Origin of the sequence: Candidatus Mesenet endosymbiont of Phosphuga atrata, from assembly GCF_964020175.1 — a bacterium.
Classification (GTDB): domain Bacteria; phylum Pseudomonadota; class Alphaproteobacteria; order Rickettsiales; family Anaplasmataceae; genus Mesenet.
The window spans coordinates 1,209,728-1,221,988 of record NZ_OZ026541.1 but is presented as its reverse complement, the minus strand read 5'-3'; the positions used below and the strand labels follow the sequence as shown (position 1 = coordinate 1,221,988).

General features: G+C 32.8%; 12 protein-coding genes. 8 read left to right on the top strand and 4 right to left on the bottom strand.

The features are described from left to right. Window positions 1-225 precede the first annotated feature (225 nt). Entirely contained in the window at window positions 226-393 is a 168-nt protein-coding gene (locus AACL09_RS05930; protein ID WP_339047212.1) for a hypothetical protein, read from the top strand. A 451-nt stretch (window positions 394-844) separates the two neighbouring features. On the opposite strand, the gene AACL09_RS06565 is transcribed toward AACL09_RS05930, so the two are convergent. Then, complete coding sequence (locus tag AACL09_RS06565; RefSeq protein ID WP_410519794.1) at window positions 845-1,048, bottom strand: transposase; 204 nt, start codon at window positions 1,046-1,048, stop codon at window positions 845-847. Between the two features lie 548 nt (window positions 1,049-1,596). Further along, window positions 1,597-2,424: a folate-binding protein gene (locus tag AACL09_RS05920; protein ID WP_339047727.1), complete on the bottom strand. Its 828-nt coding sequence runs from the start codon at window positions 2,422-2,424 to the stop codon at window positions 1,597-1,599. 35 nt (window positions 2,425-2,459) lie between these two features. On the opposite strand from AACL09_RS05920, the gene aspS reads away from it, so the two are divergent. Both aspS and AACL09_RS05910 read left to right on the top strand, forming a co-directional pair. Then, window positions 2,460-4,217: an aspartate--tRNA ligase gene (aspS, locus tag AACL09_RS05915; protein WP_339047723.1), complete on the top strand. Its 1,758-nt coding sequence runs from the start codon at window positions 2,460-2,462 to the stop codon at window positions 4,215-4,217. Window positions 4,218-4,288: 71 nt separating this feature from the next. Beyond that, a complete protein-coding gene (locus AACL09_RS05910) occupies window positions 4,289-4,891 on the top strand; it encodes a hypothetical protein (protein ID WP_339047721.1) in 603 nt (200 codons plus the stop codon). A 1,091-nt stretch (window positions 4,892-5,982) separates the two neighbouring features. Here the strand turns inward: AACL09_RS05910 and AACL09_RS05905 are convergent. Beyond that, window positions 5,983-6,147 carry a Trm112 family protein gene (locus AACL09_RS05905; protein WP_339047719.1) on the bottom strand — a complete coding sequence of 55 codons (165 nt, stop codon included), beginning with the start codon at window positions 6,145-6,147 and terminating at the stop codon, window positions 5,983-5,985. 161 nt (window positions 6,148-6,308) lie between these two features. Between AACL09_RS05905 and ftsA the strand changes: the two genes are divergently transcribed. The 3 genes from ftsA to prmC all read left to right on the top strand — a co-directional run bounded on the left by ftsA (window position 6,309) and on the right by prmC (window position 9,404). Further along, a complete protein-coding gene (gene ftsA / locus AACL09_RS05900) occupies window positions 6,309-7,472 on the top strand; it encodes a cell division protein FtsA (protein ID WP_339047717.1) in 1,164 nt (387 codons plus the stop codon). Between the two features lie 129 nt (window positions 7,473-7,601). Beyond that, window positions 7,602-8,555, top strand: coding sequence for a complex I NDUFA9 subunit family protein (locus tag AACL09_RS05895; RefSeq protein WP_339047715.1), 954 nt, complete (start codon window positions 7,602-7,604; stop codon window positions 8,553-8,555). A 9-nt stretch (window positions 8,556-8,564) separates the two neighbouring features. Continuing rightward, window positions 8,565-9,404 carry a peptide chain release factor N(5)-glutamine methyltransferase gene (prmC, locus tag AACL09_RS05890; RefSeq protein ID WP_339047713.1) on the top strand — a complete coding sequence of 280 codons (840 nt, stop codon included), beginning with the start codon at window positions 8,565-8,567 and terminating at the stop codon, window positions 9,402-9,404. Between the two features lie 116 nt (window positions 9,405-9,520). Here the strand turns inward: prmC and AACL09_RS05885 are convergent, their stop codons facing one another. After that, window positions 9,521-10,330, bottom strand: a complete 810-nt coding sequence (locus AACL09_RS05885) for a hypothetical protein (protein ID WP_339047711.1) — start codon at window positions 10,328-10,330, stop codon at window positions 9,521-9,523. 189 nt (window positions 10,331-10,519) lie between these two features. Between AACL09_RS05885 and AACL09_RS05880 the strand changes: the two genes are divergently transcribed. Together AACL09_RS05880 and lysA are read left to right on the top strand one after the other, a co-directional pair. Next, entirely contained in the window at window positions 10,520-10,777 is a 258-nt protein-coding gene (locus AACL09_RS05880) for a hypothetical protein (RefSeq protein WP_339047709.1), read from the top strand. A 188-nt stretch (window positions 10,778-10,965) separates the two neighbouring features. Next, on the top strand, window positions 10,966-12,219 hold the full coding sequence (lysA, locus tag AACL09_RS05875) for a diaminopimelate decarboxylase (protein ID WP_339047707.1): 1,254 nt from the start codon (window positions 10,966-10,968) through the stop codon (window positions 12,217-12,219). Window positions 12,220-12,261 lie beyond the last annotated feature (42 nt).

The following is a 12,261-nucleotide window of genomic DNA, read 5'->3' as shown; positions in this document are numbered from 1 at the left end:
GTGGGCGGCATAGAATATGTAAGTTACAATATCTACGTAATTTGTAACACATGTTTCTCTGATAGTCTTCCTACTGCTATTTCACCTGTAAATATCTATAAAATAGATCTAATACTAAAGCTCAAGGCGAGCACCTAACTACATAAAAATTAAATTTACATTACTCTGCATCTGATTCCTTTGGAGAAACCAAGTTGTAAAAACTAGAAAGAAGTAAAAAAATATATGGTAAAAAAATTTACTGTAGAATTGTTAATAGAAGAAGAACAAAATATTTTAAAAGAAATGTTGTTGTATGCAATAGAGCAAAAACAAAGTGATGTAGCATTATTGCTTATATGTAATGACGCTGATTATGAAGGATGTAAGGTAAACTCACCAAAAGTGTACTAGACATCACTTAATCTGACAGTGACGAATTAACTGACAGAAGAATTTAAATATACTATCAGAATCCTGATTTAATGTTTTTCGGGAGTATTCAACAAACTGTGTCAAAAACTCAACTGAATTTTTAATCTATTAGGAAAGAAAATATCAAGTTGAGAGATGGTTAAAGCCCAATTTGGTATAGTCCAATTTTGCTCTATCTTTTTTATAGCACAGTATAATTGCTTGTACAAGGCATTTGTACTGGTAAATTGGTTTTTTCCTGATTTGCCTGTGCAGTCCCTCTATGGGATTGGTAGTGTAAACTATCCGCCTAACAGGATCTGAGTACTTAAAATAGCCAGTTTCCCAATTATTTTGCCACTACATTCCCATTTTTCTTCCAGCTCAAATTTTTAGCGATTTCTCTATTTGAAGCTTTTCTTCAAATCATTCATTTTGCTGGATACATATTTTAGTTTATCTGATGCATTATACACAATTGCACTTCTGCGTTGGGAAATACGTTGTTTATGGAAAGCTTTTTAGTCCATCTACACAGGCAACGATTCCACACTTTGAGATCATTTAATACACTAAGCCAGAACTCACTATCAGCCAGATAAAAGCCCAATACTTCTTTTCTGCCATTTTGATCTATACCTAGTATGTTATACATACATTTACTTACGCATCCTCTTTGACTTTAAAAAACATATGAATACTATTGGATATACAGATTGCAGTTACGCCATTCGTTGGTAATAATTTATCGGTAATATTGCTGCTGCTTATGGTCGTTTCGATATTTATAACTTTGCAAACATTTCAAGTTCAGGGTGTAAATTAATTTGTCTTTTTTTTGTGGCTCAAGTCTCTATCTTCAAATGAGTCTGTATCTGTATTTTGAACTTTTCTACGATTCCATTCTCATTTATTTTCTTTCTAAACTTGCTTCTATTGATCAGACTTTGCCATTCTCGGATGGACGATAATATGTTGTTTTCTAACTCTTTATAGTCTACTAATCCACTGGTTTTATTCGATGTTTTTTCGTTCATTCCATGTTTTATATTAATATTTTTCTTGTTTGACATGGTTTGTTGAACGTTCTCTAAGTTTTAAAATTGAACTTTAAGGAAAAATACCCCTTCTATCACTTTAAGTCTTGTATTAATTGGGCTTTGATACCTTCCAGAGTGAAACACACACATTAAAAGTTTGCCATTAATTTTGAATTTTTATTTCTATACCATCAATAAATAGTATATTTGTATTACTTACATCTTCTACATTAAGTAGCGCTATTCCTATATTGTTTATGCTAGAGCATAGCTCACCTATCTCTTGCTGCTTATCATTTGTTACTTTTGTACCAGCAGTTGGTAGCTTATGCTTGCTGGCTACTAAATATATTTTTTTCTTAAGAGGCATTCTATGCATTCTTGCTACAACTTCCTGTCCTATATAACAACCTTTGTTAAAGTCAATACCACTTATCTTATCTATCATAAACTGCAGAGGAAATGACTTATTTTGTATCATATCTTGTGCACCACTTGCGACTAAATTTTGTATACGAACTTGTTCATATTTTTCAAAATTTCCCACTTCTATATTTTCTATTTCATTTTCAACAAGTGATATGATTCTAACTCCAAGCAGTTTATGACGCGGGTCAGCAAAGGTAATAGCGTTTTCAACTTCTTTACTATTATCTAACATCACTCCCACCTTATATTTTTCACTTATATCCCGAATTTTTACTTTTAAGTACGTTTTAAGCAAATTGAGCTTTTCGATTATTTCTAACAAATATTCCTTTTCACATTCTAGCAAAATATTTTTACCTTTTTGAACAAGAAAAAAATCATAAAGGTATCTACCTTGTGAGCTGAGCAGTAGAGAGTAAATAGCCTGTTTATCTTGTAGTTTTGTTATATCATTGGTGATAATACCTTGTAAGAAATCTCTAACATCTGGGCCTTGCAGTAGAATAACACCACGATTCGGTAAAGGTGCGTAAGACATAATTTTTATTTCATGTATATTCATTTTATATGTATACATTATAGTTTTAGGATTATTTCATGCAATATAGGACTCACACTTGCGGAGAATTAAGAGAAAGTCATGTGGAAAATGTTGTTACTTTATCAGGATGGGTGTACCGCAAGCGTGATCATGGTGGAATTATTTTTGTTGATCTAGGTGATTTTTATGGGGTCACACAGCTGGTTTTTAACGAACTTGAAAATATTGAAAATCTAAAATTAGAAAGTGTTATTACTGTCAAAGGCAAGGTAAAACTAAGAACGGAAGATACTATCAACGCCTCGTTAGATACAGGTAGCATAGAAGTTATAGTTGAAAGCATAACTATACTTTCAGAAGCAGATTCATTGCCTATGAACATTTCTGGGGAGCAAGACTATCCTGAAGACATTCGCTTTAAATATAGATTCTTAGATTTAAGACGAGAGAAAGTTCGCAAAAATATAATTTTGCGGTCACAAGTTATTGCAGAACTCAGAAAGCTTATGACTGAGAGTGGATTTATTGAAATTCAAACTCCAATACTTACAGCCTCATCACCTGAAGGTGCACGTGACTATTTAGTACCTAGCAGACTGCACCCTGGAAAGTTTTACGCATTGCCACAAGCACCCCAGCAGTTTAAACAAATCCTAATGGTTTCTGGCTTCGATAAATACTTTCAAATTGCACCTTGTTTTCGTGATGAAGATGCTCGTAGCGATCGCTCCCCTGGAGAATTTTATCAACTTGATCTTGAGATGTCTTTTGTTTCTCAAGAAGATGTATTCAATGTTATTGAACCTGTTTTATATAGTGTGTTTTCTCAATTCTCCAATAAAAAAGTTGATAGAGAGTTCAAACGCATAACATATAGAGAAGCGATGCTAAAATATGGTTCTGACAAACCAGACTTGCGTAATCCACTGTTAATTACTGATGTCACTGAAGTTTTTCGTAATTCAGATTTTAATATTTTCAAAAGAAATATTGACTCAGGTATGGTAGTAAGGGCAATTCCAGCTCCAGGTACTGCAAGTTATCCACGCAGTTTTTTTGATAGTAAAATAGAGTATGCTACCAAAGAACTTGGTGCTCAAGGTTTAGGATATATTATTTTTGATGAATTTTCTGCAAAGGGACCTATAGCAAAATTCCTTGATGAAGATAGACTTGAGCAAATTAGGAATTTAATAAAGCCAGGGGATAGCGTTTTCTTTGCTTCAGATAAAGAGGAAAAAGCTGCAAAAATTGCTGGAGGAATGCGTGAGCTTCTTGGTGAGGAGCTCAATCTAATTGAGCAGGATGTGTTTAAATTTTGCTGGGTTATAGATTTTCCATATTTTACCTATGATGAAAAAGAAAAGAAAATAGACTTTTTTCATAATCCTTTTTCTATGCCTCAAGGAAGTTTATCAGATTTAGAAAAAAAAGACCCTTTAAACATAATTGCTTATCAGTATGATATTGTCTGTAATGGTGTTGAGCTTTCAAGTGGTGCAATTCGCAATAGTAGCTTAGAGATAATGTATAAAGCTTTTGCCATTGCAGGTTATAGCAAAGAAGATGTAGATAGTAAATTTAGTGCACTTGTACGTGCGTTTAAATTTGGTGTGCCACCGCATGGTGGTATAGCTCCTGGAATTGATAGGATAGTTATGCTACTTGCTGATGAACCCAATATTCGAGAAATTATCTGTTTCCCTATGAATCAAAAAGGAGAGGATTTGCTTATGGGTGCACCATCTAAGGTAGAAGAGAGAAATTTACGTGAATTGTCTATCGCTGTAAAGGAAATGAAAAAAGATATTTAAGCTCATAAATATTTAAGTTGACACTAATGTTAAATTAATTAATAATTATATTATTATTTTAAGAGTGATATATGTTAAATAATGAAACTACATCTGTTGAAGAAGGAATGAGGAGTAGTCAAGGATGCAAAATGATAGAAGAACAACCTCAAGAAGCAAAAAGTTTTACATATAATGTAATTAATAAAGGAGTTCTTGGTTTAAAGTATAGTATGAGTGGTGTTTCGTACCTTTCATTTGCTGCCTCATATGCAACTTATTTTGCTTCATATGTACCGTATGGAATATCATATGCCACTGATTTTGCCACAAGTATATCATCCTGTGCATCTTCTTGCTTAGATAAGGGTGAGAAAGGTTATGAGCAAAACATAACTGACCAAGCTATCCTTGGCTTAAAGTATGGTATGGACGGTGTAACTTATACTATGCGTGGTGTTTCATATGTTTTACGTGGTGTTTCACATACTATGTGTAGCGCTTCTTATATTTTAGATAGCACATCAAAGGCTTTGTACAGTAAATCATCCGCTTTAAATAAAGAGAATATAGATTATGCCTGTACTACTGCTGATGAATATGTAGGTAGTTTCAGTAATAAAATTGGTACTATACTAAACTTGGCAAATAATAGTGTACAGAACATCCTGCCATCTATACCAATGATTGTTTAACACTTTACTCTTCTACTACAGTTTACTATAGTATATACTAAAATAAATGATAAACTTCAATAATAGTGTTACCAACAAGAAGAAGAAAGTTGTCATGTTGCTGTATTTTAGATCTGAGCCAGCTTTTAATAGTATGCGAGCAATGCTCAATTGGATTCAAATATGGAGGAAGATGGAGTAAATTGCCTTTTCAATTAATTCTTTTGTTTTAGCAATTTTATTGCATTATCCATAACTACAGTTGTATTAACAGGCAGCTTCGGTAGTGTTCTAACCATGTATTAAATACTTCTTTATCACACCCTCCAGTAAAAGTCATTGGTGCAATAAATTTCCTTCCAATCCAGCCACCTATTATGTTCTCGTCTTTTACCAGTGCATGTATCTTCTCACCTCTTGGCGCCCGCCCATACTCTCTATATAATCTATTATCAATTCCAGCTTCATCTATATATATGACTGGTCTAATTTAGCGATCTTCTCGATAAAATTCTGTCTATCCTCATGATTTCGCTCTCGATACAGTGTGACTTTTTAACGTAATTTTCAGCTGCTATACCAGATTGAGTTTATTCCGAATCCGAGGTTTTGTTTCATCTCTACTAGCTGGATGCTTTTTAACTCAAGCATTTTAGGATTTATTTTTCGGATGAAATTACCATTTTTTGCTGGTTTTAACCAACAGCTTTCTTTTTTAGCCATCTGTACAATTCCTATTTCTAAAAGCTCCACAACTTCAGCCTTTGATTTCCCTTTTTTAACTAAAGATAATCTCTTAAATCTACACTGTATGCCATTTTCCCTCTTCTAAAATTGCTTATTATACCTTTATCATTTACTTTGGGAAGTACTATATCCTATTTCCTTATAAATATCATCAATAGACTTCTTTCGAAACTCGCTTATGGAAGGCAAGTGGTAGGAGCATACGGAGCGGAGAACCGGAGTGTATTGATGAGGATTCGAGCACCGGAGTAACGACACAATTGTTCGCAGAAGTAGAGTTTCAAAAGAATTCTAATCTTCTTTAGAAAGGATACAGCAAAGAGATTTTAAGATCCATTGCTTGTTTATATGACTTTGAAAAGCATCTAAATCTTACGTGCTTCATCTACGAGCATAATGGGTATGCCATCACGAATTGGAAAGGCTAGCCCTGCCTCATCGCTAATTAGTTCGTTACTATTTGCATCATATCGCAAGGGAGTTCTCGTGAGAGGACATACCAATATATTGAGCAATGTTTCTTCAAACACATCTATTTCCATATTCTTCCAATATAGAATAATACTTTGCCTCAGAAATTAAAATGAAATTTTTGTTAGTGACACAAAAAATTTAAAAGCCTTGCTGGATTATAATGGATATGTAGAATGTAAATTATTTTAATAATTTATATCCAATGAAAAGTGGAGATATGAAGTCGAAAGTTTTTGCTGCTTTAGATATCGGTACAACAAAAGTTGTATGCTTGATAGTAAAAACTAATGGTAGTAAAAAAGTAGTTGGTGTTGGATATAATGCCGCGGAAGGTATAAATGGTGGGGTTATTACAAATATTAAACATGCAAGCCGTTCCATACTTTCTGCTATTACAATGGCAAAGCAAGCATCCAAGATAGAAATTGTAGATCAAGCATATGTTAATATATCAGGATGTAACATTTCATCTTTTGAGCTAACTAATGAAATCATTTCAGATCGTCATAAAATTTCCGGTGCAGATATAGCAAATATCGTATCCCAAACCTATGAAAAGTATGACGAAGATGATGTTGTCATTCACAACATACCAATTAGATACAGCCTTGATGATATGCATAACATAAATGAATTACATGGGTTATATGGGGGCAAATTGCGTGCTGACATGCATGTTGTGACAGCATCTCGTCCTGCTTTACTTAACATCGAAAATTGTCTTGTAAATTGTGGAGTAAAAATTGCAGGCTATACTGCATCATCATACGCGTCAGGGTTATCATGCCTTAATAGAGAAGAGAAAGAATTAGGAGCAGCAATTATCGATATTGGCGGAGGATATACTTCCATTGGTTTTTTTGAAAAGGGAAAGTTTGTTCATGCTGATTTTATACCAATAGGTGGTATTCATATAACTCGAGACATTGCCTATGGTCTATGCGTGAGCATAAATGAAGCTGAGCGCATTAAGTTGCTCAGTGACAAGGCAATCTCATCTAATGATATTGACATTTTAGATGATGGAAATCCAAGCATGCAAATAGCCAAGTCAGAAATTACAACGATAATAAAATCAAGATTGGAAGAGATATTAGAGATTTTAGATGATAAGCTTGGCAAGAAAAATAACCTAATAAGAAAAGTAGTTATTACTGGTGGCAGTAGCCAATTATCAAATATAGCAGAAGCTGCAAATTATATATTGAATAGACCAATTCGCATTGCTATGCCTTTCTCTATAGATGGAATTAGTGATAGCCCAGCATTCTCTGCTGCAATAGGTATGGTATCGTTAATTTCTGAAAGTAACAAAAGTGATGTGCAAGATAATGGAATTGATAAGTTATTTGATTGGATTAAAGAAAAAGTTAAAATATGAGTAAATACGTAATAGAAATTTAAAAAACTTTAAATATGTCAATTAAAATTGCAACTTTAACGTCTTATTAAAGCTCATGTTGTACTCATATTGCATGTAATTTATAATTACTTAGTGTGTTAAGCTGATATGATAAAGCAAGTCATAATATTTGGTGGTAGTGGTTTCTTAGGAAAATACATAGTAAAGCACCTAGCAGATTTAGGATATGCGATAAAGATATTCAATAGGAACCAACAAAAGGCACAGAAGCTTAAATTATGTGGCCATCCTGGACAAATAGTGGTGGTTGGTGATTATATCTTAGATGAGTTAGTTATATCAAAGCACATAAAGGGATGTGATATTGTTATAAACTTAATAGGAATCTTAAATGAGTCAAAAACACAGAAGTTTTATACAGTGCATGTGGACATTGCAGAGAAAATCGCAAGAGTAGCAAAAGCAAATAACATATCACTTATGATACATTTTTCTGCCATGGAAGCGGAAGGTAATTGTTCTTCTAAGTACACTCAAAGCAAGCTTCTTGGTGAAGAAGCTGTAACCTCTGCCTTTCCAGAAGCAATAATAATTAGACCTAATTTAGTATTTGGAGAGGAAGATAATTTTTTCAATAAGTTTGCAAAATTAGCTTCTATACTGCCTTTTCTACCGCTAATTAACAATGGCAAAATGAAGCTTCAACCTGTCTATGTAGATGATCTAGCCAAGTTTGTGTGCTATGTGATAAAACTTAAGATTCATGATCAGAAATTGTACCACATTGGTGGTCCTAAGGTGTATTCTATAAAAAACCTTTTGAAATTTATTATAACTATTACAAACAGGAAATGTTTGCTAATTAATATACCCTTGCCAATTGCTAAGTTTATTGCGTTCATTTGTGAGTTTAAAGTCATTTCTGCCTTGCTTAAACCCATTACAGGAAATATTGAACCTTTAATAACTAGAGATCAAATAAAGTTCTTGTGTAATAGTAATAGTCTTGAGCAATCGCATGATTTAGAAAAAGCTAAAATAAGAGCAACACCAATAGAAAGCATTGTTCCAAAGTATTTAAAGATTTATAAAAAAGTTTGAATATATTTTATGAAAACTATAGGTGCTTTACTCAAAAAGAGTATAAACAATCTCTCACTTTGCGGCATTTACACTCCTAGACTTGATAGTGAAATACTAATTAGTCATGTGTTAGGTTTAGAGAGATCCTTTGTTATCGCTAATTATGACTATGAAGTTGAAGAAGAACATGAAAAGTTATTTCTAGAGCTCATCAGTAGAAGATGCAAGAGATATCCTGTAGCACAAATAATAGGCAAACGGGAATTTTGGGGTCTAGATTTTTTAGTAAATCAGCATGTACTAGATCCAAGACCAGACAGTGAAACAATTATTCTGGCAGTGCTTAGGTATTATAGAAATAAAAACAAAAGACTAAGGATTGTTGATTTTGGTACAGGTACAGGTTGTCTTCTAATATCCATATTGCATGAATATAAGTATTCTATCGGTATTGGATTTGAAAGAAATGTCAACTCCCACAGAGTAGCGCTAAATAATGTTAAAAGACATAATTTACTAGGTAGGGTAAAAATTGTTCTTGGTTCTTGGAAAAATAGCAATGGTTTATTTGATTTAATAATCAGCAATCCTCCATACATAAAAAAAAGTATGTTAAAAAAACTACAACCTGAAGTGCAAAATGAACCGAGTATTGCTCTTGATGGCGGCAGCAATGGTTTAAAATGCTATCTCAGCATCTTCCCTGTTTTAAAAAGGAGCCTAAAGAAAGGAGGTTTTGCTATACTAGAGATAGGAGAATCACAGAACAATATCAAAAAAATCATACCTTTTTATGGTTTAATTTTTGTCTCATATGCATATGATTTATCTGGAAATAAACGCTGTATCGTAATAAGACAGCCATAACTTTGTAAATTATGCAAATTACTTCTATATCTATAATTTAACATTCATAACGATATTTTGCGCTACAACCTCAACTGCATGTTTTTATTGTAGAGGTTATGAAATCTATATAACTGCTATTTAGTTACCTGACTCTCAAGTGAGTCTGTATCAAATGATTTTTGATATGAGTTAAAGGGGGAATGCACTACAACATCTGCTGAGACGTTTATGTTATGACCTTCTAACACTGTATTTTCCAAAACCATTGATTTAGAAGCGCTAGGGCCAATTCGTTCTAATAAATCTTCGGAAGACAGGCTTGTAAAACCTGTTATACCAGTATCTGTGCTAACAACGCTTTTTGATTTTCTATGCTTGCCATTTTCTGATGCTATAGAGTTTAGATCATTTATTGATGCTCGTACAGAATTATACATTTCTATCTCTTCTGATGCCAAATCTCGTATAGCCCATACTCCTCGAGGAATATCATAATCTCTTATATCTTCTATTGTAACACTTTCTGTTACAAATTTTTGCATGGTCATATTTGTTTGTACAGATTTTTCTGAACTCCTTGTATCATGACGTATCAATTCCTCTAATACATCTTTATCTTCTATAGAATTATCTACCTGTACAGGTGCGCTTTTTGATTTTGTACAACATTTTATACTACACGATAGGTAATAACATGTAAATCTAAGAAGAAGAGCTATAAATACGGTATAGATGCCCAGAATAGCTGCACTTGTTGTCATTACAGCAGTTACTTTATCAAATGATGCAATTATCATAATTATAATTGCAAATGGTATAATAACAAAAACTAATAACCCGCCAATTATAGGGTAAATATCGATCTTGTGAAAAGATTTTTTCCCATTTTTTTTATCTTCTAGACATAAAAACAAGCTATATCTTTTTATTCCTATGTTTAACATGTTTACTATTTCCCCATTCAATAATTTGGATTATGCTATATCTATAATAATATTTTGTAAAATGTAAATTACCTATAATTTTTTAGTTAATTGTTAGACCTATCATCATGCATTTTATGAATATAAGATGTTGCTTATATGATAGAACTAGCCTAACATCAAGTAACTTAAATATAATTCAGAATAAATATGGGGAAATATAGTGAATTTGTTGGTGGAAGTAGAAGTGTTATGACACCAACAGTAGCTGTACTGGTAGGGCTAGCTTTATTTGGATCATTCAGTAATCAAAATAAATTTATTATTGGCGTTACAGGTTACTTATTGTTTTTTCCTTATGACTATAAACACACCTACAGTTATGATAGTAAGTTAGTTGCGATGCAGTGCTCCTATAATAACTGCTACTATATTAATTGGTATTGGCTTCTTCAGTACAAGTGGTAGTCAAATATTAGAAGCAATAGGTTTTGGTATGGTCTCTGCTACTGCCTTTTTTTGTTGTTACAGTATCATTGATGATATTGTTCTATATACTAAAAACGAATTTGAACAAACTCTTATATCTGATATAACGGATGAAGTATGCGAAGTTAGTAGCCTACTTTAATTATTTTATTTGAATTCATTTAAACATGAGCATTAATTATAAATATGATTTATTACGTATTGAAGATGTAAGCTTACTAGATATAGCTGTAGAAGTTGGAACACCTTTTTACTGCTATTCATTTGATGCTATCTGTAAAAATTATAGAGAGTTTGCAGATAATATTCCAGATAGCATGATCTGCTATGCAGTTAAAGCAAATCCTAATATCGCAATTATTAAAGCTATTGCTAGTATGGGTGGTGGAGCTGATGTTGTCTCTGGTGGAGAGATAAGACGCGCCATGGCTGCTGGAGTTCCAGTAGATAAAATAGTCTTTTCCGGAATTGGTAAAACGAGAGAAGAAATAGAATTTGCTTTAGAAAATAATATTTATCAAATTAACGTTGAATCCAAAGAAGAGTTAGAACTAATAAATCAAGTAGCATCTAGCAAGGGAATTAAAGCTTCGGTTGCAATTAGGGTTAATCCTAATATTGATGCTAAAACCAATGATAAGATCACTACAGGGCTAAAAACAAATAAATTTGGTATACCTGAAGAATATATTGATGAGATTTTTGCCAAAGATTTTTCTAATATCAATTTACTCGGTATCTCTGTTCATATTGGTTCTCAGATTTCTAATTTAAACATATTTCTAGACGTAATTAAGAAGATTAAAGTGATCATATCTAGAATTGAAAAACTTGAGCATAAAATCTTAAGAATTGATTTAGGTGGAGGGCTAGGTATTACATACGCTAATGATGATAATATTCCAAGTATTACTGAATATACTAGATTACTGAGGGAAAATATTTGCAATTTAGATTATAAAATAATATGTGAACCAGGTAGAGCTATTGTTGGTAATGCCGGGGTTTTAGTAACTAAAGTTCTATATACAAAAAGCAATGATGTTGTAAAACATGTAGTAGTGGATGCAGGCATGAACGATTTGATTCGTCCAGCGCTATATGGTAGCAAGCATCGAATAGTTCCAGTTAAAAAGAACGAGGACTTACCAGAAGAGGAAGTTGATGTAGTTGGTCCTATATGTGAGTCTGACGATGTTTTTGCTTATAAATACAAAATGCAGCAAGTAACCTCAGGTGATATGTTGGCTATATGCGATGTAGGTGCATATGGAGCTTCTATGTCTTCAACTTATAACTCTAGGCTACTTATTCCTGAAGTGCTAGTAAACGGTGACCAATTTGCCATAATTAGAAAACGTGGATCATACGAGGAAATGTTAAGTCAGGATATAATGCCTAACTGGAAAAATTTTGAATAACTTAATTTTGCTTTCAAAATAAGTGAGCTTGATGAGTAGTTG

Coding starts and splice junctions, on each gene's coding strand:
- ftsA (WP_339047717.1), top strand. CDS start 6,309: ATGAAGTCGAAAGTTTTTGCTGCTTTAGATATCGGTACAACAAAAGTT.
- aspS (WP_339047723.1), top strand. CDS start 2,460: ATGCAATATAGGACTCACACTTGCGGAGAATTAAGAGAAAGTCATGTG.
- AACL09_RS05920 (WP_339047727.1), bottom strand. CDS start 2,424: ATGAATATACATGAAATAAAAATTATGTCTTACGCACCTTTACCGAAT.
- AACL09_RS05885 (WP_339047711.1), bottom strand. CDS start 10,330: ATGTTAAACATAGGAATAAAAAGATATAGCTTGTTTTTATGTCTAGAA.
- AACL09_RS05880 (WP_339047709.1), top strand. CDS start 10,520: ATGGGGAAATATAGTGAATTTGTTGGTGGAAGTAGAAGTGTTATGACA.
- lysA (WP_339047707.1), top strand. CDS start 10,966: ATGAGCATTAATTATAAATATGATTTATTACGTATTGAAGATGTAAGC.
- prmC (WP_339047713.1), top strand. CDS start 8,565: ATGAAAACTATAGGTGCTTTACTCAAAAAGAGTATAAACAATCTCTCA.
- AACL09_RS05895 (WP_339047715.1), top strand. CDS start 7,602: ATGATAAAGCAAGTCATAATATTTGGTGGTAGTGGTTTCTTAGGAAAA.
- AACL09_RS05930 (WP_339047212.1), top strand. CDS start 226: ATGGTAAAAAAATTTACTGTAGAATTGTTAATAGAAGAAGAACAAAAT.
- AACL09_RS06565 (WP_410519794.1), bottom strand. CDS start 1,048: ATGTATAACATACTAGGTATAGATCAAAATGGCAGAAAAGAAGTATTG.
- AACL09_RS05910 (WP_339047721.1), top strand. CDS start 4,289: ATGTTAAATAATGAAACTACATCTGTTGAAGAAGGAATGAGGAGTAGT.